Annotated in this window: 24 protein-coding genes and 1 pseudogene; 19 read left to right on the forward strand and 6 right to left on the reverse strand. The window is 58.1% G+C overall.

Features of this window, described 5'->3' with window-relative positions:
* Nucleotides 1-185 precede the first annotated feature (185 nt).
* From AC3CHX_RS05400 to AC3CHX_RS05415, 4 genes are all read left to right on the forward strand, one after another.
* Nucleotides 186-971, forward strand: coding sequence for an SDR family oxidoreductase (locus AC3CHX_RS05400; RefSeq protein ID WP_488643063.1), 786 nt, complete (start codon nt 186-188; stop codon nt 969-971).
* An 8-nt stretch (nt 972-979) separates the two neighbouring features.
* Nucleotides 980-1,438 (forward strand): MaoC family dehydratase, encoded by a 459-nt coding sequence (locus tag AC3CHX_RS05405; protein WP_488643064.1) that lies wholly within the window; start codon nt 980-982, stop codon nt 1,436-1,438.
* 28 nt (nt 1,439-1,466) lie between these two features.
* Complete coding sequence (locus tag AC3CHX_RS05410; RefSeq protein ID WP_488643065.1) at nt 1,467-2,672, forward strand: acetyl-CoA C-acyltransferase; 1,206 nt, start codon at nt 1,467-1,469, stop codon at nt 2,670-2,672.
* A 184-nt stretch (nt 2,673-2,856) separates the two neighbouring features.
* Nucleotides 2,857-4,050 (forward strand): helix-turn-helix transcriptional regulator, encoded by a 1,194-nt coding sequence (locus tag AC3CHX_RS05415; protein ID WP_488643066.1) that lies wholly within the window; start codon nt 2,857-2,859, stop codon nt 4,048-4,050.
* 94 nt (nt 4,051-4,144) lie between these two features.
* Here the strand turns inward: AC3CHX_RS05415 and AC3CHX_RS05420 are convergent, their stop codons facing one another.
* On the reverse strand, nt 4,145-5,242 hold the full coding sequence (locus AC3CHX_RS05420; RefSeq protein WP_488643067.1) for an aromatic ring-hydroxylating dioxygenase subunit alpha: 1,098 nt from the start codon (nt 5,240-5,242) through the stop codon (nt 4,145-4,147).
* A 240-nt stretch (nt 5,243-5,482) separates the two neighbouring features.
* Between AC3CHX_RS05420 and AC3CHX_RS05425 the strand changes: the two genes are divergently transcribed.
* The 3 genes and pseudogenes from AC3CHX_RS05425 to AC3CHX_RS05435 form a co-directional block, all read left to right on the forward strand.
* On the forward strand, nt 5,483-6,244 hold the full coding sequence (locus AC3CHX_RS05425) for an electron transfer flavoprotein subunit beta/FixA family protein (protein ID WP_488643068.1): 762 nt from the start codon (nt 5,483-5,485) through the stop codon (nt 6,242-6,244).
* Nucleotide 6,245: 1 nt separating this feature from the next.
* The gene (locus AC3CHX_RS05430; RefSeq protein WP_488643069.1) at nt 6,246-7,193 is read left to right on the forward strand and encodes an electron transfer flavoprotein subunit alpha/FixB family protein; all 948 of its coding nucleotides are present in this window, start codon (nt 6,246-6,248) and stop codon (nt 7,191-7,193) included.
* Nucleotides 7,194-7,248: 55 nt separating this feature from the next.
* Nucleotides 7,249-7,378: pseudogene (locus AC3CHX_RS05435) on the forward strand (adenylyltransferase/cytidyltransferase family protein); the annotation flags it as partial.
* 17 nt (nt 7,379-7,395) lie between these two features.
* Here AC3CHX_RS05435 and AC3CHX_RS05440 read toward each other — a convergent pair.
* Nucleotides 7,396-8,181, reverse strand: a complete 786-nt coding sequence (locus AC3CHX_RS05440; RefSeq protein WP_488643070.1) for an enoyl-CoA hydratase — start codon at nt 8,179-8,181, stop codon at nt 7,396-7,398.
* A gap of 207 nt (nt 8,182-8,388) precedes the next feature.
* Between AC3CHX_RS05440 and AC3CHX_RS05445 the strand changes: the two genes are divergently transcribed.
* From AC3CHX_RS05445 to AC3CHX_RS05495, 11 genes are all read left to right on the forward strand, one after another.
* The gene (locus AC3CHX_RS05445; protein ID WP_488643071.1) at nt 8,389-9,168 is read left to right on the forward strand and encodes an SDR family oxidoreductase; all 780 of its coding nucleotides are present in this window, start codon (nt 8,389-8,391) and stop codon (nt 9,166-9,168) included.
* Nucleotides 9,169-9,216: 48 nt separating this feature from the next.
* A complete protein-coding gene (locus tag AC3CHX_RS05450; protein ID WP_488643072.1) occupies nt 9,217-10,194 on the forward strand; it encodes a bifunctional MaoC family dehydratase N-terminal/OB-fold nucleic acid binding domain-containing protein in 978 nt (325 codons plus the stop codon).
* A gap of 10 nt (nt 10,195-10,204) precedes the next feature.
* The gene (locus tag AC3CHX_RS05455) at nt 10,205-11,341 is read left to right on the forward strand and encodes an acyl-CoA dehydrogenase family protein (RefSeq protein WP_488643073.1); all 1,137 of its coding nucleotides are present in this window, start codon (nt 10,205-10,207) and stop codon (nt 11,339-11,341) included.
* Nucleotides 11,313-11,732: a MaoC family dehydratase gene (locus tag AC3CHX_RS05460; RefSeq protein ID WP_488643074.1), complete on the forward strand. Its 420-nt coding sequence runs from the start codon at nt 11,313-11,315 to the stop codon at nt 11,730-11,732. The genes AC3CHX_RS05455 and AC3CHX_RS05460 overlap by 29 nt, the downstream gene beginning before the upstream one ends.
* A gap of 25 nt (nt 11,733-11,757) precedes the next feature.
* Nucleotides 11,758-12,936: a lipid-transfer protein gene (locus AC3CHX_RS05465; RefSeq protein ID WP_488643075.1), complete on the forward strand. Its 1,179-nt coding sequence runs from the start codon at nt 11,758-11,760 to the stop codon at nt 12,934-12,936.
* Between the two features lie 17 nt (nt 12,937-12,953).
* Nucleotides 12,954-14,123, forward strand: a complete 1,170-nt coding sequence (locus AC3CHX_RS05470; RefSeq protein ID WP_488643076.1) for an acyl-CoA dehydrogenase family protein — start codon at nt 12,954-12,956, stop codon at nt 14,121-14,123.
* 63 nt (nt 14,124-14,186) lie between these two features.
* Nucleotides 14,187-16,055, forward strand: coding sequence for a long-chain-acyl-CoA synthetase (locus AC3CHX_RS05475; RefSeq protein WP_488643077.1), 1,869 nt, complete (start codon nt 14,187-14,189; stop codon nt 16,053-16,055).
* Entirely contained in the window at nt 16,046-17,137 is a 1,092-nt protein-coding gene (locus AC3CHX_RS05480; RefSeq protein ID WP_488643078.1) for an MBL fold metallo-hydrolase, read from the forward strand. The genes AC3CHX_RS05475 and AC3CHX_RS05480 overlap by 10 nt, the downstream gene beginning before the upstream one ends.
* Complete coding sequence (locus AC3CHX_RS05485; RefSeq protein WP_488643079.1) at nt 17,130-18,314, forward strand: acyl-CoA dehydrogenase family protein; 1,185 nt, start codon at nt 17,130-17,132, stop codon at nt 18,312-18,314. Before AC3CHX_RS05480 ends, AC3CHX_RS05485 begins: the two co-directional genes overlap by 8 nt.
* Before the next feature lie 10 nt (nt 18,315-18,324).
* The gene (locus tag AC3CHX_RS05490) at nt 18,325-19,464 is read left to right on the forward strand and encodes an acyl-CoA dehydrogenase family protein (protein ID WP_488643080.1); all 1,140 of its coding nucleotides are present in this window, start codon (nt 18,325-18,327) and stop codon (nt 19,462-19,464) included.
* A gap of 53 nt (nt 19,465-19,517) precedes the next feature.
* Nucleotides 19,518-21,233: a class I adenylate-forming enzyme family protein gene (locus AC3CHX_RS05495; RefSeq protein WP_488643081.1), complete on the forward strand. Its 1,716-nt coding sequence runs from the start codon at nt 19,518-19,520 to the stop codon at nt 21,231-21,233.
* 92 nt (nt 21,234-21,325) lie between these two features.
* On the opposite strand, the gene dmpG is transcribed toward AC3CHX_RS05495, so the two are convergent.
* From dmpG to AC3CHX_RS05515, 4 genes are read right to left on the reverse strand one after another with little or no spacing between them, the layout of a single operon-like run.
* Nucleotides 21,326-22,354: a 4-hydroxy-2-oxovalerate aldolase gene (gene dmpG / locus AC3CHX_RS05500; RefSeq protein ID WP_488643082.1), complete on the reverse strand. Its 1,029-nt coding sequence runs from the start codon at nt 22,352-22,354 to the stop codon at nt 21,326-21,328.
* Nucleotides 22,355-22,370: 16 nt separating this feature from the next.
* Nucleotides 22,371-23,282 carry an acetaldehyde dehydrogenase (acetylating) gene (locus tag AC3CHX_RS05505; protein WP_488643083.1) on the reverse strand — a complete coding sequence of 304 codons (912 nt, stop codon included), beginning with the start codon at nt 23,280-23,282 and terminating at the stop codon, nt 22,371-22,373.
* A 13-nt stretch (nt 23,283-23,295) separates the two neighbouring features.
* Entirely contained in the window at nt 23,296-24,087 is a 792-nt protein-coding gene (locus AC3CHX_RS05510) for a fumarylacetoacetate hydrolase family protein (protein WP_488643084.1), read from the reverse strand.
* Nucleotides 24,088-24,091: 4 nt separating this feature from the next.
* Nucleotides 24,092-24,961 carry an alpha/beta fold hydrolase gene (locus AC3CHX_RS05515; RefSeq protein WP_488643085.1) on the reverse strand — a complete coding sequence of 290 codons (870 nt, stop codon included), beginning with the start codon at nt 24,959-24,961 and terminating at the stop codon, nt 24,092-24,094.
* Nucleotides 24,962-25,150: 189 nt separating this feature from the next.
* Here AC3CHX_RS05515 and AC3CHX_RS05520 point away from each other — a divergent pair, with 189 nt between their 5' ends.
* Nucleotides 25,151-26,347 (forward strand): acyl-CoA dehydrogenase family protein, encoded by a 1,197-nt coding sequence (locus AC3CHX_RS05520; protein ID WP_488643086.1) that lies wholly within the window; start codon nt 25,151-25,153, stop codon nt 26,345-26,347.
* Nucleotides 26,348-26,386: the final 39 nt, after the last annotated feature.

Genomic DNA, 26,386 nt, shown 5'->3' on the forward strand with positions numbered 1-26,386 from the left:
GCCTGTTCCGCCGGCGACGACTCGGTTGCAGCCGCGTTTCCCCCTTCCTCCACCATTGTCGGCCACTGCAGGTCACACTCGGCCGGATTATTACTCCTCCATTCGTCGCCATCGTCCATCAGGACGATGCGGGCTGATGCACATTGATCAACCATGCATTTCATTGCCCTTCTTTTTAAATTCTTATGAAACCAGCTCCTGATTACGTCCCTCCCCATGGCTTGTTAAAAGGCAAGTCCGTCCTTGTTACGGCTGCCGCCGGCGCGGGCATCGGTTTTTCGGCAGCCAAGCGCTGCGCGGAAGAGGGTTGTCGCGCATTGTTTATCTCCGATGTACACGAACGTCGCCTGGCCGAAGCGGTGCAGGCGATCAAGCATGAAACCGGACTGCAAGCTGTGTATGGACAAGTCTGCGATGTCAGCAAGGAGGAACAGGTCCAGGCACTGGTTGCTGCCGCCGGGAGCCAGATGGACGGCATCGACATATTGATCAATAACGCCGGACTCGGTACCAGCAAGAAGGTTGTCGATATGGGCGACGAAGAGTGGCACAAGGTAATAGACGTGACGCTCACCGGCACCTTCAGAATGACGCGTGCGCTGCTAAAAGTCATGCAGCCACGCGGTCGCGGTGTGATCGTCAACAATGCGTCGGTACTGGGTTGGCGCGCGCAGGTCGATCAGGCCCATTATGCTGCGGCTAAGGCCGGTGTGATGGCGTTTACGCGCTGCAGCGCGATGGAGGCCGCCGAATTTGGCGTACGTATTAATGCGGTGGCGCCGTCGATCGCGATCCATGCCTTCCTGAAAAAATCCGCCTCTGAGGAATTACTCAATCAACTGGCGGACAAAGAGGCTTTTGGTCGCGGCGCGGAGCCGTGGGAGATTGCTAATGTGATGGTGTTCCTGGCCAGCGATTATTCCTCTTACATGACCGGCGAGGTGATCTCGGTCAGCTCGCAACACGCCTGAAGGCTGCCATGACCAACCAACTCGATTCAAACGCCTCAGTGTTGGCGGCCGTAGGCCGCGATCTCGGTGTGACCGACTGGCTCACCGTAACGCAGGAACGCATCAACCAGTTTGCCGCAGCCACCGGCGACCAGCAGTGGATTCATGTCGACCCGGTGCGCGCCAGGGATGGGCCGTTCGGTGTCTGCGTGGCGCATGGCTACCTGACGTTATCTCTCACGAATCTTTTTTTACCCCAGCTGATTTCCTATGACCGCTTGAAAATGGGCGTCAATTATGGTTGTGACAAGGTGCGTTTCCCGGCCGCTGTCAAGGTTGATTCCCGCCTGCGTGGTCGCGGCGAAGTGGTGTGCGCCGAAGAGATTGGCGGCGGCGTACAGGTGACGGTGCGCATAACGGTCGAAATCGAGGGTTCTGAGCGCCCGGGCTGTGTGGTCGATACCATCAGCCGCCTGTTTTTCAATTAATTAAAATTATCAAAGAAGGAACATCGTCATGAATGAAGCTGTCATTGTTTCCACCGCCCGCACACCGATAGGCAGGGCTTATCGCGGCGCTTTCAACGACACCGAAGCGCCCGTACTCGGTGGTCATGTGATCCGCTCCGCGTTGGCCAAGGCTGGAGTGGATGGCAACGAGGTTGACGACGTCATTCTCGGCATTGCCGCACAGCAGGGCAGCCAAGGTTATAACCTTGGGCGGCTTAGCTGCTACACCGCGGGCTTGCCCGACAGCGTGGGAGGCATGGCAATCGACCGCATGTGCGCGTCCGGCCTGGTTAGCATCGCGACAGCGGCGAAGGGCATTATGACAGGCGAATACACGGTCGCCGTGGCGGGAGGGCTGGAGTCGATTTCGCTGGTGCAGAACAAATACAAAAACAGCCACCGCGCGCAGTCGAAGGCGGTGCTGGAGGCCGCGCCCACCGCATACATTCAGATGATAGAAACCGCCGAGATCGTCTCCGAACGTTACGGTATTGCGCGCGCGGCGCAGGATGAATACGCACTGCGCAGTCAGCAGCGCACCGCGGCAGCGCAGAAAGCCGGGCTGTTCGCCGACGAGATCGTGCCGCTTACCAGCACGCGTCAGCTATTCGATAAAGAAGGTAATGTCAGTGGCAGCGAGACGCTGACATTGCAGCAAGACGAGGGCAATCGTCCAGAGACCACGCTGGAGAGTCTGGCGAGCCTCAAGCCGGTGTGGAAAAATGGGCAGTGGGTGGCGGAGGGCCGTTGTATCACTGCCGGCAATGCCTCGCAATTGTCCGATGGCGCATCCGTGTCGGTACTGATGAGCGGGGCCGAAGCACGGCGTCGCGGCCTGCAGCCGCTGGGTGCCTATCGCGGACTTGCGGTCGCTGGTTGCAAAGCGGATGAAATGGGTATCGGCCCGGTATTTGCGATCCCGAAGCTGCTGAAACGTCACGGGCTGACGGTGTCTGATATAGGTCTGTGGGAAATCAATGAAGCCTTTGCCTGCCAGGTCGTATACAGCCGCGATCAGCTCGGTATCACCGATGATCGCCTCAACGTTAATGGCGGTGCCATTTCCATCGGGCATCCATTCGGGATGTCCGGAGCGCGACTGGTTGGGCATGCCCTGCTCGAAGGGCGCCGCCGCGGCGTAAAATATGTCGTCGTTAGCATGTGCATAGGTGGTGGCATGGGTGCGGCCGGCTTGTTCGAAGTGCTTTATTAAGAAGCGCTGGAGCGTTCGACAAAATTTGCCCGGATACCCATTCAAAACGAACGATAGGATAAAATCGGAAATGACTAACCTTTGCCTGATTCAATAGTATTTTCAGCGATGAGAGTTGATGTATCGCCGTGTAAGAGTATTAGTTGGATTTTCTGTAAAAAGTACCATTATTGCGTAAGTACTAATGAACATTAAAAGTGATCCAGGCTCTAGCCCAAATATGAGTGTGAGCGATTCCAACCAACGGCCTATATCGATCTCTATTGACCGTTTCAGTCATTTGGTCGGATTCATCTATGAAGCAGCACAGGAACCTGCGGCCTGGTCCAGTTTCCTGGAGGAAGTCCGTAACGAGTTTTCTGCCAATTTTGTTTCCCTTATCGTGCGTCAGGGGACTACGCATGATTTGGGTTTTATTGTTTCGGCTGCGGGCGAAAAGCGCGTGTTCGAACCAGATAGCAGTCATCTTGCTACAAGCCCGTTTTCAGGTCTGAGGCCAGGCAAGGTGGTGACCAATAGCGACATCATTTCACCGGACGACTGGCATGCCTCCGAGTATTATCGCGTTTGGTGTAAGCCGCATGATGTCTATCATGTCATGGCGGTTGACATCACTGTGAAGGATGGTGGAGTTTACGGTTTTCGGGTCACCCGGACGGAAGCGGATCCGGCGTTCTCGCCGTCCGATCTCGGGCTATGTGAGCGTTTGCTGCCCCATTTGCAGCGCGCGCTGAACTTTCATGCTTCGATCAATCAAAACCGACAAGTGCACTCCCTTTACAGAAATGCGATGGGACAACTGATGGTCGGGGTGATCTTGCTGGACGAGAACGGCCGGGTTATCGAATCCAATACGATGGCCAATGCCATTCTGAAACTCGGCGACGGCATCACGGTTTCCGCCAACCGGCTCGGAGCGGTCTACTCAGCCGATAACCGGAAGCTGCAGCAACTGATACAGAAGGTGTTAAGCCAGAAGACATCATCGCAAGTGACATTGGTTGAGGCTATGTCGGTCAACCGAACCTCAGGCCAGGCTGCCTGGGGGCTGGTGATGCAGTCGATCTCACCCGATCAGTGGACAGAGGGGAAGCATCGGCCATGCGTGGCCGTATTCCTGCGCGACCCTGAGATCAAGTCGCAACCACCGATGCGGCTGACGCAGCAATTGTTCCAGTTGACACCGGCCGAAACGGCCCTGGCAATCCAGCTTGCGAACGGATTGTCGCTGGATGAGGCGTCCGAGTTTTTGAACATCCGTCGCAATACGGCGCGCGCCCATCTGCGTTCAATTTTCTCCAAGACAGGGGTGCGGCGACAAACGGAGTTGGTCCGCATCTTTTTGAACAGTGTGGTGCAGCTCGGTTCAAGCGAATGAAGCTGTTGCCTGGGATTGCGCGCTGAGCCAGCGTCGGGGCCAAATCCTGGGCGCACCATGACGCTGGGGCGAAAGTGATGGCCGCATCAGGTAGCTATTCCGCGGCGGTGTATGGAACCGCGCCACGAGGCACATATACGCCGTCGCACTGTTCCCAAAACGCATTTTTTTGCGCGCGCGGGTTGTAGAACTGCTTGTACCAGATGCGCGCCTTCATGAACGGGCCATCGCTGGGCAGGAACAATCCGTTCAGGCATGCTCCCTTGTTCATCCAGACCTCAAAATCCTGCATGAAGGCCAGTCGACTGGACTCCTGGAACTGGCGGGCAGCCACCGTGTCGGCCACTGTTACCTGCGCATTGTTGCCCGGTGACTTGACCAGCAATGCGTGCCAGACCTTGATTGTGCCGTCGTCTACCGGGGTGTGGGTGATCAATAAAATAGACTCAAGGAAACCGGTCAGATAGGAAATCAGCACACCCGGTCCGTGATAGGTGGTGTCGGTATGCAAGATGGGGCTGGCACCTTCGCTACCGACCAATGTCCGGTGCGGTCCGCACTGCCGTTGCGTGGCGGTGTGGGCGAGGAATTCATTTTCGTATTTTTCGACCGTGGAGCCGTGGATAGGGCTAAGGTGGCCATAGTCGCAAATGTTGTCGATCACTTCCTGCGGATGTTGCTGCAACATACCAAGGTGGTCGAACTTCCAGTGAACCCAGGATGGATCCTCCCACTGCGGCAACGATGGATGTTGCCACTCAGGTTCGCCGCCTTCGGGATCGTGCCAGACCCAGATCGCGCCCATGTTCTCGACTACAGTCCATGACTTGACGCAGGCGGTTGCCGGGATCGGCCCTTGGTGGTACGGAATGTCGTCGCACTTACCGTCAGGGCCGAAGCGCCAGCCATGATAGGGACAACGGATGCTATCGCCATCGACATTGCTGCCGCCGCCGTCAATGACGACGTAGGACGTGTTGTTGGGTGCCGCCAGGTGCGTTTTCATGTGAGGGCAATACGCATCCAGCAACACGATCTTGCCGGTAGCGCGGCCTCGATACAAGGCGAAATCCTTGCCGAAAAAGCGCACCGCCAGCGGCTTGTGAGTATTGAGTTCTTCTGCGTCGGCGATCATGAACCAGCCGCGCGGGAAAGTAAATTCTCCAAGTCGATACTCTTTAGACGTTGCCATGAATTCTCCGGTTATTTCTGTAGGTTTATTAGTCCGATCTATTGGACCTGAGGTGTAGCCGATGCGCATACTCTGTTTGAACGATATTTTCGTGCTGTCTGCAGTAGATATCCCTATCCGAACGGACGATGCCGCTCGCGTTGTGGGGATTTACCATTTTCCTCAATGCATACATTTGGGACTTGTCGCGCAGGCAAGTTTCGATTATTTCAATTTTTGATGGAATCGGAGTCACTCAACATGAAAATTTTGGTCCCAGTTAAGCGGGTGGTCGACTACAACGTGAAGGTTCGGGTCAAGTCCGACGGCAGCGGCATGGATCTCGCCAACGTCAAGATGAGCATGAACCCGTTTGACGAGATAGCGGTGGAAGAAGCAGTGCGTCTGAAAGAGCGGGGCGTGGCGACGGAAGTGATCGTTGTTTCCTGCGGCGTTGCACAGTGCCAGGAAACGCTTCGTTCCGCGCTGGCGCTCGGCGCAGACCGCGCCATTCTGGTGGAAAGCGACGCCGAATTGCAGCCGCTGGCAGTGGCCAAACTGCTCAAGGCGCTGCTCGACAAGGAACAACCCGACCTCGTCATCCTTGGCAAGCAAGCGATAGACGACGATTGCAACCAGACCGGCCAGATGCTGGCGGCATTAGCCGATCTGCCGCAAGCGACGTTTGCCAGTAAGTTGGAAGTGATAGAGGATGACGGGAAAAAAACGGCCCGCGTCACCCGTGAAGTCGACGGCGGCCTTGAAACCATTAAACTGACATTGCCGGCCGTGATTACCACGGACCTACGCCTCAATGAACCGCGTTATGTCACGTTGCCGAACATCATGAAAGCCAAGAAGAAACCGCTGGACGTCGTCACGCCCGCGGCTCTCGGCGTGGATGTCGCAGCGCGCATCAAAACGCTGAAGCTGTCCGAGCCGGCAAAGCGCAGCGCCGGCATCAAGGTCCCGGACGTGGCGACGCTGATTTCCAAACTCAAGAACGATGCAAAGGTAATTTGAGATGACGACACTTGTCAAGGCGCTGGTCGTAGCCGAACACGACCATCATTCGATCAAGGCGGTGACGCTGAATACGGTCACCGCGGCCACCCGGTGCGGTGGCGAAGTGCATGTTCTGGTAGTTGGCGCGAACGCTGCCGCTGCTGCAGCGGCAGCAGCCAGGATTGCCGGTGTTGCCAAGGTACTGCACGCCGATGCAGAAGCCTTCGCCCACGGCCTGGCCGAGAATGTCGCGGCGCAGGTGTTGGCTGTGGCCGCAGAATACAGTCACATCCTGTTTCCAGCGACCGCCTCGGGCAAGAATGTTGCGCCACGCGTAGCGGCCAAACTCGATGTCGGACAGATTTCGGACATCATCAGGATTGACAGCCCGGACACATTCGCCCGCCCTATCTATGCCGGTAATGCGATCGCCACGGTGCACAGCATGGATCCGATAAAGGTGATTACCGTGCGTACGACGGCATTCGATGCAGCGCCAGCTGGCGCTGCCGACGCTGCCGTGGAAACCGTTACGGCAGTTGGAGACAGCGGCAAGTCGCGTTTTGAGTCGAGCGAAATCGCCAGCAGCGACCGCCCCGAACTGACTGCGGCCAAGATCATCGTCTCCGGCGGCCGTGCCTTGGGCAGCAGCGAGCATTTCAACCAGGTGCTCACGCCGCTAGCCGACAAGCTCGGCGCCGCCCTCGGCGCCAGCCGGGCGGCGGTGGATGCCGGCTATGCGCCGAATGATTGGCAGGTTGGCCAGACCGGCAAGATCGTGGCGCCGCAACTGTATATTGCCTGCGGCATCAGCGGTGCTATCCAGCATCTGGCCGGGATGAAAGATGCCAAAGTGATTGTGGCGATCAATAAGGATCCTGAAGCGCCGATTTTCAGCGTGGCCGATTATGGCCTGGAGGGCGATCTGTTCGAAATGGTACCGGAGTTGGTCAACGGCCTCTCATAAAGGGGCATTTTTTTCCGAGTCCCCGAAAGGGGACATTCAATCACTGCGAGCGATGATGGTTAAAGCCGTTTATCCCGGGACATTTGATCCATTTACACGTGGTCATGAGGATTTGTAGGGCCTCGGACCTATTTGACGAACTCATCGTTGGCGTTGCGGACAGTAAAAACAAAAACCCCTTTTTCCCGTCGAAGAGCGCGAACTAACGCCCCTCGTACTTCGGCTTGCGTTTCTCAATAAAGGCTTGCATGCCTTCCTTTTGGTCGCGGGTCGCGAATAGCAATTGATTGGCTTTCCGTTCGAGCATCAATGCCGCTTCCAGTGAAGCGTCCATGCCGGCCAGTACGACCTCCTTGATCTGCATTGCTGCCAACGGCGGCATCGCAGCGATCGTGCGCGCCATTTTCAATGCTTCCGGCAGTACCTCCTCATCGAGCACGACGAGACTGGCCAGACCCATCGTCAACGCCTCTTGCGCGCTGATAGGCCGGCCGGTGAGCAAGATGCGCATCGCATTGAATTTTCCGACTGCCCGTACCAGGCGCTGGGTGCCTCCGATGCCAGGCATGATGCCGATCCGGATCTCGGGTTGGGCGAAGCTGGCATTTGCGCCCGCAATAATAATGTCGCAATGCATCGCCAATTCGCTGCCGCCGCCATAGGCATAGCCGCACACGGCAGCAATCACCGGTTTGGGGCAGCGCTCGATCGGCGCCCAGACCCGCTCAGTGTGGCGCTGCATGATGTCGATCGGGCCAGCGTCCGACATGCTCTTGATGTCGCCGCCAGCGGCAAATACCTTGTCACCCCCGGTCAGCACGATAGCCCTGACAGCAGGATCGTTCGAGACTGTTGTGAAGGCGTCTGCAAGTTGCGCCTGCAAAGTCAGGCTCAGCGCATTCGTGGCATCGGGCCGATTCAGCAAAATAAGCGCCACGCCTTCTTCTGGATATTGGATAAGGATTTCCGGTATCAAAGCTTCAGCCACGTGCTTGGTCCTCTAAGTAACTTAAAGAAATGACAGGTATTGCGCATACGGTTGGCCGCAGTTTCATACACATCGGTCAACGCAATATGGCCATGATCGCCGTCGGCCCATATAGCAGCATCGTCCTAATGGACGTATTAACGCTGCAGCCGTTCTTATAAATTATGAATCTGGGCAAGAAAGAACACGACAAGAGAATACGACAGCATGAACCATACAAGTGATTACAAGAATCGTCTGGTGCTAGTGACCGGCGGTACCAAGGGTATCGGTCGCGGCATTGCCGAAGGCTTCCTCGCTGCAGGCGCAACGGTGATTGTGTGTGCACGCAATGCGCCCGATGCGCTGCCTGCGGTCGCAGGGCGGCAGGCAGAATTCATGCCATGCGATGTCCGGGATGTTGCAGCGGTGACGCAGCTGATGACGGAGATTTCCGAACGTCATGGCCGGCTCGATGTGCTGATCAACAATGCGGGCGGTAGCCCTGCGGTCGATGCGGCAACGGTGTCGCCACGCTTTCATGAAGGCGTGATCCGCCTCAATTTGCTGGCACCGCTGAACCTTGCGCAGGCTGCGAATGCGGTGATGCAGCAGCAAGCCGAAGGCGGGGTGATTGTGTTTATCGGCAGCATCAGTGCGCTACGGCCTTCGCCTGGCACAGCTGCTTACGGTGCTGCAAAAGCTGCGGTACTCAGCCTGGTGTCATCACTAGCCGTCGAATGGGCACCGAAGGTGCGGGTAGTGGCAGTCAGTCCCGGCCTGGTCCGCACCGAACAGTCGCAGTTGCATTACGGCGATGCAGCCGGCATTGCCGCAGTTGGCGCAACCATCCCGGCAGGCCGGATGGCTGAGCCGGCCGATATCGCAAACGCCTGTCTGTTTGCGGCGTCGTCGCAGGCTGCCTATATGAGTGGAAGCAATTTACTGTTGCACGGCGGGGGCGAAAAGCCGGCTTTTCTCGGCGCGGCAAATTCGGAAAAACCCTGATCCTGAACAGGGTCAGATTCACGCGATGCGATTTTAAGGAGGAATGTCTTGGTTGAACATGATTGGATGAAAGACATCCGTGCTCTGGTAGGAAAGGAATACGGGCGCGTCTATAGCTGGGACCCGGTCAATGGGCCTATGGCCAGGCAGTGGTGCGAGGTGATGGGGGTGACGAATCCGGTGTACACCGATGCGACGAGCGCCGCGGCTTCGGTGCACGGCGCGTTGGTGGTGCCACCGACCATGCTGCAGGTCTGGTGCATGGAAGGGCTGAACATGAACAATTACCCGCCCGGTTCGACCACCGAGAATCCCTATGAAGCATTGACGCTGATCGAGGCGCACGGCTATCCGGCCGTGGTGGCGGTGAATTCCGATCTGGAGTTTGATCGCTATCTGAATGCCGGTGAAAAACTGTACTACACCACGCGTCTCGATGCGATAGGCGAAGAAAAGACCACTGGACTAGGGACAGGTTTTTTTGTCACGCTGGTGATGACGTATTTTTCGCAGCGTCCCGAGGGCGACGAAAAAGTCGGACAGTTGCTGTTCCGCGTTTTCAAGTTCCGTCCCGCCAACGCCGGCAAACCGGCCGAAGTCAAGGAGGCTGCAGCGGAGAAGCCGAAAGCCAGGCGCCCGGTACCGGGGGTCAGCGACGACACGCGATTCTTCTGGGAAGGGGCGCGTCAGGGCAAGTTGCTGATCCAGCGCTGCAAGTGCTGCAGCACGCTGCGTCATCCGCCGGGCCCGGTATGTCCGACGTGCCATGCATTCGAATGGGACACGCTAGAAGCTTCAGGGCGAGGCACCGTGTATTCGTTCGTGGTCATGCACTATCCGGAAGTGCCGCCATTCGATCATCCGAATCCGATCGGACTCATCGAACTGGAGGAAGGCACGCGTCTGGTCTCCCAACTGGTAGGCGTCAAGCCCGACGAAGTCAAAATCGGGCAAAAGGTGCAGGTCGAATTCCATACCTTTGACGATGACTTGGTACTGCCGCTGTTCCGGCCACTGACTGCGTGAAGGAGCGACGATGAATTTTCAATTGAGCGAAGACCAGCGGGCATTTTCCGATACCGCGCAAGCACTGTTTGCCGATTACTGCAGTGATGAACAACTGCGCGCATTCGATGCTTCCGGACTGCCCTTCATGCAAGAGCTCTGGAAGCACTGCGTGGCGAGCGGTTTGCACAGCATCGTGCTGCCCGAGGCGGATGGCGGTCTTGAGCTAGGCATGACTGAGTTGCTCACCGTGCTAGAGCAGCAGGGACGTGCGTTGGCGCTGGTGCCGCTTTGGGAACACCAGCTGGGACTGGCAACTGTGCTACGGCACGGTGTGCCGGCCTGCCGTGCGGCAGTGGCTGCCGAGGGACTTGCGGGAGAACGCCTGCTGACAGTGTCATTGAGCGGTCTGGTTGCTGCGCACGGGCCTGCGTTGCGGGCAGTGCGCGAGGGCGATGGATTCCGAATCAGCGGTTGTGCCGCAGCAGTGCCTTTGGCTGCGCAGGCAGCATGGGCTTTGCTCGGCGTCGATCTGGAAGGCGGATCGCGCTTGATGCTGGTGGACTTGCAAAACGTTGCGATCAAGCGGGTAGAAGGCACGACTCAACACCATTTGGCAGTAGCCGACCTGGTCTTCGACGCGGTGCGGATTGGTGGCGAAGTCCTGTTAGCTGAACCTGCCCTCGACTGGCTGGAGCCGCGTGCGATTGCCTGTCTGGCGGCGCTGCAACTTGGCGTGACGGTGCAGCAGATGACCCGCACAGTCGAATACGTCAGCGAACGCAAGCAGTTCGGTCGGGTGATCGGGTCATTCCAACTGGTCGCCGGTCAAATGGCGGATAGCCACATCGCCGTGGAAGCCTTGCGCAGTTCGCTGTGGCAGCTGGTCTACCGGCTTGATGCCGGGCAGGGCGCATTGCCGCAGGCCTGGGCCACGCGCTATCTGGCCTGCGAGACCGGACACCGTGTCGGTCATGCGACGCAGCATGTGCATGGCGGCATCGGGGTTGATACCAGCTTCCATATTCATCGCTTTCTGTATTGGAGTCGTGCGCTTGCTGTCGCGCTCGGCGGAGCCGAACAAAATCTTGCAAAGCTGGGCGACTGGCTTGCTGACCATAACACTTTAGGCTGGAAATATGACCTCCCAGAAGACGAAACAGTTTGACGATGTGCAGTCCGGCGACGAATTAACGACACTGGCCATCCCGATCACCGTGGCGTTGGTTGCCGGCGGCGCGATCGCCACGCGGGACTACTTTCCCGGTCATCACGACCGCGATGCAGCGCGCGCGCTGGGCTCGCCCCACATCTTCATGAATATTCTCACCACAAACGGCCTGGTGCAGCGTTTTGTCGAGAGCTGGTCCGGTCCGGAAAGCATCTTGAAGTCCGTCAGGATCAAGCTGGGGGCCCCCAATTATCCCGGCGACACCATCACCTTCAGCGCTCGGGTGAGCGAGAAAAGGCTCGAAGATCGCAGCGTCGAGTTGACTCTGCAGGGCAAGAATTCGATGGGTAACCACGTCACCGGCACGGTGCGCGTGCAACTGCCCTGAAGCGGCGCATCAAGGAGTCTATATCATGTCAAATAATTCCCTTTCCGGACGCGCGGCCATTGTCGGCCTTGGCGCTACCGAGTTTTCCAAAAATTCCGGCCGTACCGAGCTGCGACTAGCAATGGAGGCCACGCTGCAGGCGCTGGCGGATGCCGGTATCGATCCGCGCGAGGTTGACGGCTTTTGTTCTTATTCCGTCGACAAGGTCCCTGAGTATGAAATAGCCCGTCTGTTGGGTGCGCCGGATATCAAGTTCTTTTCGCAGATTCCGCATGGCGGCGGCGCCGCTTGCGCCCCGGTGATGCACGCGGCAATGGCGGTTGCCACCGGTGTGGCGAAGACGGTGGTTGTCTATCGGGCGATGAACGAGCGTTCCTGGTATCGCTTCGGCAGCGGCAGTTACGGCTTTGCATCGACGCCGATTTTTGAAAACGTCAACTACGGCTGGTACATGCCCCACGGCCTGCATACGCCGGCGGCCTGGGTCGGCATGTTTGCGCGGCGCTATATGCATACCTACGGCGCCACCAGCGAGGATTTCGGTCGCATCTCGGTGGCAGTACGCGACTTTGCCGCCACCAATCCGAATGCCTTCTTCTACGGCAAGCCAATCACACTCGAGGAGCATCAGGCTTCGCGCTGGATCTGCGAACCGTTGCGCCTGCTGGACTGCTGTCAAGAGTCTGACGGCGCGGTGGCAATGGTGATCACCTCGGTCGAGCGTGGTCGTGACCTGAAGCAAAAGCCGGTGATTATCAAGGGTGCGGCACAGGGCACCAGCGGCGGTCAGCAGATCATGACTTCGTTCTATCGTGACGACATCACCGGTCTGCCGGAAATGGGCCTGGTGGCGCGCCAGTTGTGGGAGCAAAGCGGCCTCACCCCGTCCGACATTCAGACCGCCGTGATCTATGACCATTTCACGCCGTTCGTCATGTCGCAGCTCGAAGAGTTCGGTTTCGTCAAGCGCGGCGAGGCGAAGGATTTCATTCGTTCCGGCCAGCACGCACGCGGCGGCTCTCTGCCGATCAATACGCACGGCGGACAACTGGGCGAAGCCTACATTCATGGCATGAACGGTATCGCCGAAGGCGTTCGGCAAGTTCGCGGCAGCGCCGTCAACCAGGTAGCTGACGTGCACAACGTGCTGGTCACCGCCGGTACCGGGGTGCCTACCAGCGGCCTGGTCCTGGGCGATGCCTGATCAATCAAGGAGCAACGATGTTTGTAGATCTGACCCCTGATCAACACCGGTTGCGCCTACGGGTGCGCGACTACTTCAATGAATTGATGACGCCCGAACTGCGGCTGCGCTTGCGTGGCGCCGAGGGCGGCGACGATTTTCGCCGGGTAATTCGCCAGATGGGGCGCGATGGCTGGCTGGCTGTCGGCTGGCCAAAGGAACATGGCGGCGAAGGCTATGCCGCGACCGAACAGCTGATCTTCTTCGAAGAAGCGAATATCGCCGGTGCGCCACTGCCATTCGTGACTATCAGCACCGTCGGGCCGGCATTGATGGCGCATGGCACTGCCGCGCAGAAGCAGAAATTCTTGCCGGGCATGGCAGCAGGAGAGACTATTTTTTCGATTGGCTATTCTGAGCCGAATGCCGGATCGGACCTGGCGTCCCTGACCACCCAGGCGCGGCTGGAGGATGGACGTTTCATTGTCAATGGCAACAAGTTATGGACGTCGGGCGTCGAGGCTGCCGATTTTGTTTGGCTGGCAGCCCGCACCAGTGTGGATTTGCCGCGCCACAAGGGCGTTTCGCTGTTGATTGTCGATACTAAATCAGCTGGCTTTTCGCATACGTTGATACCGACAGTCGGCAATACAACTGCGGCCACTTACTACGACGAGGTTGAAGTGCCGGCCGACATGCTGGTGGGGGAACTGCATGGCGGCTGGAAGCTGATCACCGCACAACTCAACCATGAGCGACTCGGTCTCGGCTCCTGGTCGGACAAAGTGTTCGGCCCATATTGCCGCGTGCTGAATTGGGCTAAGGCACGTGACGAAAACGGTTGCCGTGCGGTCGATCAGCCTTGGGTGCGTCGCGCATTGGCGGAATGTTATGCCCGCCTGGAAGCGATGCGCTTGATTAACTTCCGTATCGCTGCCGACCTCGAAGCCGGCAGCATGGACGTGGCGCTGGCATCTACCACCAAGGTCTACGGGTCCGAGAGCGTGATCGAAATTTTGCGCAAATTGACTGAAATCGTCGGCGCCGGCGGACTGGTGCGGGCGGATTCTGCAGCGGCAATGTTGCTTGGCGAGCTGGAATATGAAACGCGGGCGGCAACGCTGCTCACCTTCGGCGGCGGCACCAACGAGTTACAACGGGAATTGATCGCGCAATTCGGATTAAACATGCCGCGTCCGGTTCGCTGACATGGTGACGACATTTCTTGATTCGCACACGCAAGATGCGGGCGGAAAGATGAGGATATGAACATGACATATATTGCGTCTAGTATTGCACCAGTAACGCGCGAACAGACCCAGGCCAAGCTGGATCGACGCTCAGCGCAAGCCGCGCGCCATCGGGCCTCTCAAACCTACTGCACTGCCGAACGCATAGAGGATAGTGCGCGGCAGTATGCAGAACGGCCTTGCCTGCTGTATGGTGACGAGCGCTATAGCTATGCCGAGGTCAACCGGAAAGTGAATCAGGTCGCCCATGCAGCGTATGCCCAAGGGGTGCGCTGCGGTGATGTGGTGGCGATTTGCCTGGAGAATCGCCCTGGATTTTTCTTCGTCTGGCTGGGCCTTGCGAAACTGGGCGTAACGGTCGCCTTCCTGAATACGAACGTCAGCGGCAAGACGCTGGCGCATGCGATGCAGGCTACCGGCGCACGGCTCGCGATCCTCGGTGAGGAATGCTTGAGCAACTTTACTGTTCCTGAAGTTGCCGACCTGGCGACTTATTGGTTATGGCCGGACGCGGATTTTCCTGCCAATGCGGCCAGGCGAGAAATCTGCACGCTGGATCTGGAAGCACTGACACACCAGTTTCCGGACACCAACCCACCTGTGCAATGGCGTGCCAACCAAGTGGCAGAGGCGTCGGCGGTGTACATCTTTACCTCGGGCACCACCGGTTTGCCGAAGGCCGCCATCGTCAGCCATGCACGCTGGCTGATCACCGGCGACGTGATGCGGGAGACCATGGACGTGACGCCGCAGGATTGTTTCTATTGTTTCCTGCCGCTCTATCACGGCGCCGCTTCGTTGTCTGCCGGAGCGACAGCATTTGCGACCGGCGCGAGTCTTGCGTTGCGGCGCAAATTCAGCAAGCGCGAGTTCTGGTCCGATGTGCGTCGCCACAATGTCACCATTTGTCAATACGTCGGTGAAATTTGCCGCTTCCTGTTGTCCGAGCCTGAAAAGGCGGACGACCGTTCACACACCCTGCGCAAGATGGTCGGGGCCGGTTTGTCATCGGAAGTCTGGGTGCAATTCATCCAGCGCTACGGCGCTATCGATATCTTTGAAGGCTGGGGTGCTACCGAGGCGAATACGAATACCATCAATGTCGATAACCGCGTAGGCTCGTGCGGGCGGGTGCCTTTCTGGGAAAAAACCAATTTGCGCATTGTGCGCTATGACATCGAAAACGATACCTACCCGCGCGACGCGCACGGTTACATGCTTCCGTGCGGGCCGGGCGAAGTCGGAGAGGCGATCGGTATGATCATCGATATTCCCGATGTCGTGGCCGGCCGTTTCGAGGGCTATGCCTCGTCCGAGGCGACCAATAAAAAAATATTGCGGAATGTGTTCCGGCAAGACGATGCCTGGTGGTCGTCCGGCGACTTACTGCGCTACGACGACGACGGCTACTGCTATTTTGTCGATCGCATCGGTGATACCTATCGCTGGAAGAGCGAAAACGTCTCGACCATGGAAGTGGCCGATAATCTGGGCGATTTTCCCGGTATGGAAACAGTTACCATTTATGGCGTGCTGGTAAGCGGTCATGAAGGACGGGCTGGCATGGCTGCGATCGTGATGCAGCCCGGCCAGATATTCGATCCCCACGCATTCTATGCGTTGACCAATGCACGTTTGCCGCGTTACGCCGCGCCACTGTTCGTGCGTGTCGCGCCGGCAGCCGACCTGACGACTACTTATAAATTACGCAAGGTGGACTTGCAGCGCGAGGGCTTCGACCCGGACATCGTGCGCGACCCGCTCTTTGTGCGCGACGAAAAGGCACAGAGTTACGTCGCCCTGACGTCCGAAGCCGTGGCCCGTGCACTAGGAGTCGACGTACCGCAACCGGTGAGCATCCCGAACCAGAGAGAAAACACATGTCGCTAGTAAAAAAGCGTGCGCAGTCTTCACTCGATTACCCGCTGATAGCACCGTTGCCGGATGGTTCGGTGGTCGAAGTGGCAGCGGGTGTTCTGTGGGCTCGCATGCCAATGCCGATGGCGCTGGACCATATCAACGTGTATCTGCTGCGAGACGATGACGGCTGGATACTGGTCGACACCGGCCTCAATACCGATGCAGTGCGTCAGCTGTGGGAATCCATAGTGAGCACCCATCTGCAGGGACTTCCGGTAAAGGCGGTGCTGTGCACGCATTTTCATTACGACCATGCCGGCCTGGCGCAATGGCTCACTGAACGCTTCGATGTGCCGCTGTATATGACGCATGGAGAATTTTTCATGATGCGCATGGCGTCGGTACCGCCGGACTGTCCGATGCCGACCGCACATCAGGATTTTTTCCTGCGTGCCGGGATGCCGGACGAGATAACGCAGCGCATGATGACAGCGATGCGTAGCGATCCATTTCTGGCGCCGGCAGCGGTGGCGTTCCGCCGCTTGCGTGGCGGCGATGAGATGCGTATCGGTGCACGGCGTTGGCGGGTCGTGATCGGCGAGGGGCATTCGCCTGAGCATGCTTGCCTGTATTGTGACGATGATCGTATCCTGATCGCTGGCGACCAGCTGCTTCCGCGCATTAGCTCCAACGTAGCGGTATCGTATATAGAACCCGAGGCCAATCCCTTGCAACTTTGGCTAGAATCGCTGGACCGTCTGGATCAACTGGCGCCGGAAACGCTGGTGCTGCCGTCACATCAGCGTGTCTACCGCGGTCTGCGCGCCAGGGTGCAAGAATTACGCGAGCACCATGCGCAGGAATTCGATCTTTTGCGCAGTTTCATTGGCGGCAACAAAAATTGCACCGCATTTGCGGCGATGCAAAGCATGTTTCCTCATCTGCGTAGCTCGGTAGACTACATGCTGGGACTGGGGGAAGCGATAGCGCATCTATCCTGGCTGCGCAATCAGGGGGCGATTCGACGGGTGCTGGACGATGATGGCGTCTACAAGTTCAGCATGGCGGATTGCGTTGTGATCAGTAATAACAAGGGGAAACAGCGTGATTGAGATTGAAGCATTCCGCACCGAGGTGCGGCAATGGTTGGAGGCAAATTGCCCGTTGTCGATGCGTACGCCGATTGTGCCTGACGAGATGGTCTGGGGGGGATCGACCGTCGAGTTCAAGACTGAGGATCAGCGCTTGTGGTTTGAGCGTATGCGCGAACGCGGCTGGTTTGCACCTGGCTGGCCGAAGGAATATGGCGGCGGTGGACTAAGTGCCAGGCAGGCCCGGGTGCTGGAGCAAGAAATGGCCGCGCTTGGTTGCCGCCAACCCCAATATAACCTGGGGGTCTGGATGCTCGGACCTGTGCTGCTCGAAGTTGGCACAGATGAGCAGAAACGACAGCATCTGTTGCCAATGATGCAGGGGCGGTCGCGCTGGTGTCAGGGCTTCAGCGAACCGAATGCAGGCTCCGATCTGGCTAGCCTGAAAGCCTCGGCACGGCGCGAAGGAGATGCGTTCATTGTCAATGGTTCAAAAATATGGACCTCGTACGGTGACAAATCCGACTGGATGTACGCGCTGGTACGCACCGATACGAAAGTGCGCAAGCAGGATGGCATCAGTTTTCTGCTGATCGACATGCGTACCCCGGGCGTGACAGTCAAGCCGATCGAATTGATCAGCGGAAAATCGAGTTTTTGCGAAGTGTTTTTCGACGATGTCAGGGTGCCTGCAGAGAACCTGGTGGGTGCATTGAACGGTGGCTGGACGGTCGCCAAGAAGTTGTTGCAGCATGAGCGGGCAGCGATGTCGAAATTCACTGAAGGTGGCGCGCCATCGCATGATGCGCTTGAAGTCGCACGCCCTTATCTGTTCGACGATCAGGGTCGGTTGCGTGAGCCTGTCTGGCGTGACCGTCTGGCCGCTTTGTTGATGGATGCACATGCTTTTACCCTGACCCACGAACGCGTCAAGGAAGAAGCGATGGCGCGCATGGACGTGAGCGGACCATCAGCGATCATGAAGTTGGTGATGACCGAGCACGAAGTGGCCAAGTATGAGTTGTTGATGCAGGTCATGGGGCATCGCGGCTTGAGCTGGGAGGGCAGCGAGTTCAGTCAGGATGAGCACGACAGCTGCCGCTTCTGGATGCTAGCCAAAACCTACACCATTTCCGGCGGGACGTCGGAGATTCAGTTGAACATTATTGCCAAGCGCGTCCTCGGACTGCCGACGTGAGGAAAACCTGATGAGCATGTTATTGAATGAAGAGCAGCGCCTGTTGCGGGAGAGTGCGCAGGAATTCCTCTCCGCACAGGCACCAGTCAGCGCTTTGCGCCAACTGCGCGATACGCGCGACCCGCTAGGTTACGCCCCGGATCTGTGGCAGAAGGTGGTCGGGATGGGCTGGACCGCGGCGGTATTTCCTGAAGCTTACGATGGCCTGGATTTTGGTTACAAAGGCCTGGGCGCGGTGTTTGAGCAAGCCGGGCGCACGCTGGCGGTGATGCCGCTGCTGTCGTCTGTGGTGTTGGGCGGCGGCCTGTTGCTCAATGCCGGCAGTCCTGATCAACGGGCAGCGTTGATTCCCGCCATCATCAGCGGCCAGACCTTGCTGGCGCTGGCGCTGGAAGAGGGTGGGCGTCACGATCCTGCAGCGGTGCGCACCACAGCACGACGCGAGGCCGGCGGCTGGGTACTGGACGGCGAGAAGTGGTTTGTGCTGGACGGCCATGTCGCGAATTTGCTAGTGGTCGTGGCGCGCACAGCGGGTGTGCCGGGCGATGTCAACGGTCTCAGCCTGGTCCTGGTCGATCCGGCCGCAGAAGGTGTTGAGGTCCATCGTACGTTGATGGTGGACAGCCGCAACGCGGCACGCGTACGCCTGTCCGGCGTGAAAGTGGATGATGCTGCGCTGCTAGGCGTCGCTGGCGAAGGTTTTGCAGCCCTCGACATGGTGCTGGACCGCGCCCGGATTTGTCTGGCTGCCGAGGCGCTCGGGGTGATCTGCGAAGCGTTCGATCGCACCGTGTCTTACCTGAAAGAGCGTGTCCAGTTCGATGTGGCGATCGGTTCGTTCCAGGCGCTGCAGCATCGCGTCGCACGTCTATATGTCGACATTGAAATGCTGCGCAGCTGTGTTGCTGCGGCATTGGATGCCATCGACGCGGGAAGTGCCGATATATCACTGCTGGCTAGTCTGGCGAAGAGTCGCGCCGCTGACTTGAGCGAACGGGCACTGAATGAAGCAGTTCATATGCATGGCGGTATCGGCGTTACCGACGAGTTGGATATCGGCTTGTTCCTGAAGCGCGGGCGTGTCATTCAGCAAAGTTTCGGTGATGGCGTATTCCATCGCAACCGATATGCAAGCCTGAAAGGCTTTTAGAATAATTTGGCGCTGACCTGTGAATTGGTGTCGGCGCTGGTTTGGAGCTAGTAATGACAGATATTTATCAGATATTCAAGCAGAGTCAAGCGCAGCTGACGGCGCCAGGGGCTCCCTTTGAATTGGTGGAGGCCGAAGTCGCAGGTGCCCGCGTTGTCGCTTACCGCAATGCATACCGCACCTTGCCGGAACTGATTGCTGCAGGTCGCGTGCATGGCGACAAGGAATTCATGGTGTACGAGGGCGACCGCTGGAGTTTCAATCGCTTCTACCAGGCTGTCGATGCATTGGCATGGCAGTTGCGCGAACGCTTCGGCATCGTGCCGGGGGACCGTGTCGCGATCATGATGCGCAATCGGCCCGAATGGGTGGTCGCGTTTGCCGCGGCTGCCAGCATCGGCGCGGTGCCGGTGCCGATGAACAGTTTCGGCCTGCGCAACGAGCTGCTTGCCGGCCTGCATGATTTGACGCCGCGCGTATTGTTCTGCGATGCTGATCGCCTCAAGCGTATTGTCGGCGATCTCGCCGAACTCGCATGTGTGACGGTCGTCGTCGATGCCGAACCGGCAGCAACGACGACCGTGCTGTCGTTCCAGAGCCTCATTGCCCATGCTGATATGGGGCCTCAGCAAGTGATACTCAATCCGGAAGATCCGGCATTGATTTTGTTTACCTCGGGAGCCACCAGCAAAGCCAAGGGAGTGTTGTCCAGCCAGCGCGCAGTCTGTCAGGCCTTATTCAACATCGATTATATCGGTGCGATAGCGGCGCTGACTTCGCCGGGACGCGTCGCCGCGATGATGCAACGCGGCTTTGCACCGACGACGCTGATGGCGGTTCCGCTGTTCCACGTCAGCGGTTTGCATGCGCAACTGTTGTCGGCATTGCGCAACGGCCGGCGCATCGTGTTCATGCACCGCTGGAGCCCTGCGCGCGCCATTGAGCTGATTCGGGAAGAGGGTATTACACAGTTCAACGGTGCGCCTTCCATGATGATGGAGCTGTTGGCCGATGCGGGCTTCAATGATGAAACGGCCGTCAGGAGCCTGGGCGGACTTGGTTTCGGCGGTGCTGGCTTGCCGCAGCGGGTCATTGACGATTTGCTCAGCCGCAAGCCGGATGCGATGGCCGGCATCGGCTTCGGACTGACGGAATCGAATGGCGTGACTGCGGCGTCGTCGGGCGACTTGTTTGTCTACAAGCCGCACAGTGCCGGCATGCTGTCGCCGATTATCGAACTGCGCGTTGCCGGTCCCGACGGGGAGTTTTTGCCGCCCGGACAGCCAGGAGAATTATGGCTGCGCGGGGTGACAGTGATGGAGGGATATTGGGGCGATCCTAAAACAACCGAAGAGGCGATGTCCGACGGCTGGTTCCGCAGCGGAGATATCGGCTATCTCGATGACGAAGGATTCTTGTTCATCGTCGACAGGATCAAGGACGTGATTAACCGCAAAGGGGAGAAGATCTCTGCCAGCGAGATCGAGTCTTGCATTCTCCAGCATCCGAAGGTGCTTGAGGTGGCGGTGCTGGCAATGCCGGACGATCTGGACGGCGAGGCTATCGTCGCGGTGGTGGTCCCCAAGCCTGCCGCGATATTGGCCGAGGCGGAGATTCGGGATCATGTGGCTGCTGTTCTCGCGGCTTACAAGGTGCCCACGCGCGTGTATGTGCGCACGGATCTCCTGCCGCGTAATCCTGTTGGAAAATTGCTGAAGGTAACGCTGAAAGGCGAATACGCGTTCGTTGATAGGAAGAAAGTATTATGATTTTGTAGTTGTTTTGGTGGAGGCATGTGACGTGTTTGCGTAAGAAAGGCGCGCCGGAATATCCTCGCGCGCCTTGAATCAAGTAGCAGACCTCAGGCTAGCCGTCGTGCCCGCGCCATCGTGATTGCTGTGTCTTCGATCATGTCTTCCTGACCACCGACCATGCCGCGGCGACCCAGTTCAAGCAGGATGTCGCGTGCCGACACGCCGTATTTTTTTTCAGCGCGCTTGGCGAACAGCAGGAAGCTCGAATACACGCCGGCGTAGCCCAAGGTAAGGGAATCGCGGTCGATACGGATCGGGTGATCCATCATCGGCACCACGATATCCTCGGCCACATCCGATATCTTGTAGACATCCACGCCGGTTTCGATTCCCATGCGGTCGCACACAGCGATAAATACTTCCATTGGCGTGTTGCCGGCACCGGCGCCCAGTCCGGCAGCGGCGGCGTCAATGCGGGTTGCGCCGCACTCAACGGCGGCAATCGAATTGGCGACCCCCATCGCCAGGTTGTGGTGGCCGTGGAAGCCCAGTTCGGTCGCTGGTTTGAGCGCCTGGCGCACCGCCGACAGACGGACCCTGACATCGTCGGGCAGCATGTAGCCGGCCGAGTCGGTGATGTAGATGCAATTGGCACCGTAGCTTTCCATCAGCCTGGCCTGGGTGACCAAGCCTTCCGGACTATTCATGTGGGCCATCATCAGAAAGCCAACCGTATCCATTTCAAGTTTGCGCGCCAGGCCGATGTGCTGTTCGGAGACGTCGGCCTCGGTGCAGTGGGTGGCGACCCGTATCGTGTTGACCCCCAAATCCTTGGCCATGCGTAGATGATCGACCGTGGCGATACCCGGCAGCAGCAGCGCCGACACCTTGGCGTTTTTCATCAACGGGATGACAGTCGACAGGTATTCTTCATCGCTGTGCGCCGGGAAGCCGTAGTTGACGGAAGAGCCGCCCAAACCGTCGCCATGCGTGACTTCGATCAGCGGCACGCCCGCGGCATCGAGACCGCAGGCGACCGCCTTCATTTGCTCTAGCGTCATTTGGTGCCGCTTCGGATGCATGCCGTCGCGTAACGTCATGTCATGGACGGTGATCCTGGTTCCTTTGAGATTCATAGTAGTCCTTGTGCTGTTAAATCGTCACGGGCTCGAGGCTGAGTTTGCCGCTGAGGATTTCTTCGGCGAACATTTCCGCAGTGCGGGCAGCTGAGGCGGTCATGATGTCGAGGTTGCCTGCGTAGGTGGGCAGATAGTCGCCCAGCCCGGTGACTTCGAGGTAAATCGAGACCCGGTTGCCGTCGATCACCGGTCCGTTCATCAGCTTGTAGCCAGGGACATATTTTTGTACTTCGGCGATCATTGCATGCACTGACGCCTCGATTTCAGCGACTTTCGGGGTTTCTTCCGTCAGGCAGTGGATCGTGTCGCGCATGATCAGCGGCGGCTCGGCCGGGTTGATGACGATGATGGCCTTGCCTTTTTTCGCGCCGCCGACGCGTTCGACAGCGCCGGCAGTGGTGCGGGTGAATTCATCGATATTCTTGCGCGTGCCGGGTCCGACCGATTTGGAAGAGACAGTGGCTACGATTTCTCCGTAGGCGACCGCCTGCACGCGCGAGACCGCTGCCACCATGGGGATGGTGGCCTGGCCGCCGCAGGTGACCATGTTGACGTTCATTTTCCCCTGCCCCAGCAACGCCTGCAAATTGACCGGTGGCACGCAAAACGGCCCGATCGCTGCAGGCGTGAGGTCAATCATCATGACGCCCAGCGCATTGAGCTTGCGCGAATTTTCCGCATGCACATAGGCGCTGGTGGCATCAAAGGCGATTTGTATGCCATCGGCGAGAACGTGCGGCAACAAGCCGTCCACGCCTTCGGCCGTGGTCTTCAAGCCCATCTCGGCTGCGCGTTTCAAACCGTCCGACTCGGGATCGATGCCGACCATCCACACCGGTTCCAGCACATGGCTGCGCTTGAGCTTATACAGGAGATCGGTCCCGATGTTGCCGGGGCCGATCAGTGCGCACTTAATTTTTTTCATAGAGAATTCCCGATTAATCAACAAATGCCACGGAGCAGCCACCCAGGCCCTCAATGTTCATCGTAAACATGTCGCCGGCGACTGCCGGCACCAGCGGTGCGAGCGATCCCGACAAGATCAGTTCGCCCTTGCGAAACGGAATGCCGAAGCGTCCCAGTGTATTGGCCAGCCAGGCGACGGCTTCGGCCGGGTGTCCTTGCACCGCAGACCCAAGCCCGCTGCCGGCGGGGTCGCCGTTGCGGAACAAGTCCATGCGCGCGGCAGCCAGGTCGAGGGCGTGCGGATCGGTATGTTTTGTGCCTACCACGAATACGCCGCACGATGCATTGTCAGCCACCGTATCCTGGATTTTGATTTTCCAGTCACGGATGCGTGAATCAACGATTTCGAAACAGGGTGCCACCCATTCGGTGGCAGCCAGTACATCGTCGCGGGTGACACCCGGACCCTGAAGATCGGCTTTCAGCATGAAGGCGATTTCACCTTCGGCGCGAGGCTGCATCAGGCCCGCCGATTTCAGACCGATACGCGCGCCGTCTTCAAACTGCATGGCATCGGTGAGAAAACCAAAATCAGGCTGATGCACATTGAGCATGTCCTGAACCGGCTTCGAGGTCACGCCGATTTTCTTTCCGATCAGCTTTTCTCCGCCGGCTTCGCGACGGCGCAGCATGTGCAGCGAAATGCGATAAGCATCGTCTATCGTGAGGTCCGGATAACTGTCCGTCAACGGCGTCAGCGTGTGGCGCTCGCGCAGCGCAGTAAACAGGGCGTCGCCCAAGGATGCGATCTGATGACTGTCCATCGCGTCATCCATTCTTCAGGAAATCCAGGCACATGCGATTGAACATCTCTTGATGTTCTACCTGAACCCAGTGGCCGCAACGGTTGACCAGGATGAGGCGCGCCTGCGGACAGTTTTCCATTATTTTCATCGCTCCGCTGGCCGGATTGAACTGGTCATTGATACCCCAGAAGCCAAATACCGGACATTTCAGCTCACCCAGGCGCTCGGTCATGTTGGCGACTTTCATGATCGAGCGGGCTGCCTGGGTCTGAGTCGCTGCAATCGGTGCACGTTCTCTGATGATGTCATCAGTCAGCAGGGCGGGATCAAACAATTGCATGTGCATGACGGCACGCATTGCATCGACGCCGGTCAGTCCCGATTTGTAAATATTGAACATATTCGCGATGCCCGGCATGGCGAGGTAAGTGTCCAGATCTTCGACACCGCCGGGTGCCATCAGGACAAGGCGACTCACTTCATCCGGGTAGGCCAGCGCATAGCCGAGCGCGACCGCGCCGCCTAGCGAGTTGCCGAGCAAAGTCACTTTGCGCAGGCCCAGCGCATCGACTAAACCCTTTATCCCGGCGACAAAAAAGTCGAGGTCGTACTGCGGGATATCAGGTTTCGTCGACAATCCGAAACCCAGCATGTCTGGCACGATGGCACGGTATCCGGCGCGGGCGAATTCAGGATAGTTGCCCTTGAAGTTACTGTAGCCGCTGGCGCCGCCGCCGGCACCGTGCAGAAAGATGATCGGATCGCCATTACCCATATCGTGGTAATGGATGGTTTGGCCATTGCCGATATCAGCGTAATGGCCTACGGGGATTGAGGGTTTATTTTCCATTAAGTCTTTTGTGTCGAATGCACGCGGCTGATGCTGGTTCATGACGGCTCCTTATTTGCTCTGGAAGCACAGATTGCCGTACCTGAGGCCGCTGCAAATCCCTCACTCGGACTATTGGGATGCATGCAGTACGTGTTAGTCCAGATAGACGATGAGTGCAGAGGGGGCAAATGGGACGATTCCATTACATCAGACACAGCGCTTTAGTTTTACACCGGACAAGGAGACACCATGAGCACACTGAACGACGATTACATGACCCCCGAGGCGATCAAATTACTCGAAAGCGCCCGGGCACTGGCCCCCATTCTGGCAAGCCGCTCGCTCGATGCAGAGCGTGCTGGCATGGTGCCTGTGGAAACCATCAAGGATATGCAGGCGGCCGGCCTGTTCCGTGTATTGCAGCCGCGCCGCTGGGGCGGTTATGAGCTTGATCCGCGGGTTTTTTACCGGATACAGATGGCGCTCGCCGAAGGTTGCATGTCCACTGCGTGGATCTATGGCGTGATCGGGGTGCATAACTGGCAATTGCCTCTTTTCCCTGAACAGGCCCAGCAGGATGTGTGGTCGGCGAGTTCGGCAACGTTGATTGCCTCGACTTATATGCCTACCGGCAAGGCCGAGAAGGTTGATGGCGGTTATCGGTTCTCGGGACGTTGGGGTTTTTCCAGCGGTGTAGAGCATTGCGAATGGATTTTTCTTGGTTGCTTGTTGCCTAAGAAAGACGGTTCAGGTGCGATGGAGCACACGACGTTCTTGCTGCCAAAATCGGATTTCCAGGTTGTACATAACTGGGACGTGCTGGGTTTGCGCGCCACAGGTAGCCACGACATCGTGGTCGAGAACGTATTTGTCCCGGAGCACCGCACACAACGTACCAATGATCACGGCGATGCCGGCTGTCCTGGTCGCGTTCTGAACACGAGTGCCCTGTACCGGATTCCATTCACCCAGGTGTTTCAGCGTGCGGTATCCAGTGCTTGCATCGGCGCACTGCAAGGTGCTGTCAACCACTTCCGCGAGCGTGCCGCAGCGCATGTAGGCAAGCACGGCGCGAAGACGGCGGAAGATGCGAATGCGCAGCAAGCGGTTTCAGAAGCGATGATCACGATTGATCAGCTGCAATTGGTGCTGTTGCGCAATTATGGTCGCATCATGGAATGCGCGAAGACGGGTGAGCGTATGCCGGTCGAGGAGCGTTTGCTGCAGCGTGCGCAGTCGGCGCTGGTGCCGAAAGTCTGCGCCGAGCACGTCAATGAATTGATGCGCGCAAGCGCTGCTTCCGGAATGTATAAAAGCAATCCGGTCGAGCGCGTTTTCCGCGACATACACCAGGCGCGCGGACATATCGCCAACAATACGGATGCCTACGCACGTTCGCATGGCGGCGTGATGCTCGGCTTGCCGAACACCGATCCATTCGTCTGATCCCGGGCGAGATTTTGAAACGTGCCGGCTACATGCCGG

The sequence above is a fragment of the Glaciimonas sp. OK215 genome (genome assembly GCF_057787885.1).

Bases quoted from the DNA above. Each gene is read 5' to 3' on its own strand.
- AC3CHX_RS05400 (WP_488643063.1), top strand. From the start codon at position 186: ATGAAACCAGCTCCTGATTACGTCCCTCCCCATGGCTTGTTAAAAGGC.
- AC3CHX_RS05405 (WP_488643064.1), top strand. From the start codon at position 980: ATGACCAACCAACTCGATTCAAACGCCTCAGTGTTGGCGGCCGTAGGC.
- AC3CHX_RS05410 (WP_488643065.1), top strand. From the start codon at position 1,467: ATGAATGAAGCTGTCATTGTTTCCACCGCCCGCACACCGATAGGCAGG.
- AC3CHX_RS05415 (WP_488643066.1), top strand. From the start codon at position 2,857: ATGAACATTAAAAGTGATCCAGGCTCTAGCCCAAATATGAGTGTGAGC.
- AC3CHX_RS05420 (WP_488643067.1), bottom strand. From the start codon at position 5,242: ATGGCAACGTCTAAAGAGTATCGACTTGGAGAATTTACTTTCCCGCGC.
- AC3CHX_RS05425 (WP_488643068.1), top strand. From the start codon at position 5,483: ATGAAAATTTTGGTCCCAGTTAAGCGGGTGGTCGACTACAACGTGAAG.
- AC3CHX_RS05430 (WP_488643069.1), top strand. From the start codon at position 6,246: ATGACGACACTTGTCAAGGCGCTGGTCGTAGCCGAACACGACCATCAT.
- AC3CHX_RS05445 (WP_488643071.1), top strand. From the start codon at position 8,389: ATGAACCATACAAGTGATTACAAGAATCGTCTGGTGCTAGTGACCGGC.
- AC3CHX_RS05455 (WP_488643073.1), top strand. From the start codon at position 10,205: ATGAATTTTCAATTGAGCGAAGACCAGCGGGCATTTTCCGATACCGCG.
- AC3CHX_RS05460 (WP_488643074.1), top strand. From the start codon at position 11,313: ATGACCTCCCAGAAGACGAAACAGTTTGACGATGTGCAGTCCGGCGAC.
- AC3CHX_RS05465 (WP_488643075.1), top strand. From the start codon at position 11,758: ATGTCAAATAATTCCCTTTCCGGACGCGCGGCCATTGTCGGCCTTGGC.
- AC3CHX_RS05470 (WP_488643076.1), top strand. From the start codon at position 12,954: ATGTTTGTAGATCTGACCCCTGATCAACACCGGTTGCGCCTACGGGTG.
- AC3CHX_RS05475 (WP_488643077.1), top strand. From the start codon at position 14,187: ATGACATATATTGCGTCTAGTATTGCACCAGTAACGCGCGAACAGACC.
- AC3CHX_RS05480 (WP_488643078.1), top strand. From the start codon at position 16,046: ATGTCGCTAGTAAAAAAGCGTGCGCAGTCTTCACTCGATTACCCGCTG.
- AC3CHX_RS05490 (WP_488643080.1), top strand. From the start codon at position 18,325: ATGAGCATGTTATTGAATGAAGAGCAGCGCCTGTTGCGGGAGAGTGCG.
- AC3CHX_RS05495 (WP_488643081.1), top strand. From the start codon at position 19,518: ATGACAGATATTTATCAGATATTCAAGCAGAGTCAAGCGCAGCTGACG.
- dmpG (WP_488643082.1), bottom strand. From the start codon at position 22,354: ATGAATCTCAAAGGAACCAGGATCACCGTCCATGACATGACGTTACGC.
- AC3CHX_RS05505 (WP_488643083.1), bottom strand. From the start codon at position 23,282: ATGAAAAAAATTAAGTGCGCACTGATCGGCCCCGGCAACATCGGGACC.
- AC3CHX_RS05510 (WP_488643084.1), bottom strand. From the start codon at position 24,087: ATGGACAGTCATCAGATCGCATCCTTGGGCGACGCCCTGTTTACTGCG.
- AC3CHX_RS05515 (WP_488643085.1), bottom strand. From the start codon at position 24,961: ATGAACCAGCATCAGCCGCGTGCATTCGACACAAAAGACTTAATGGAA.
- AC3CHX_RS05520 (WP_488643086.1), top strand. From the start codon at position 25,151: ATGAGCACACTGAACGACGATTACATGACCCCCGAGGCGATCAAATTA.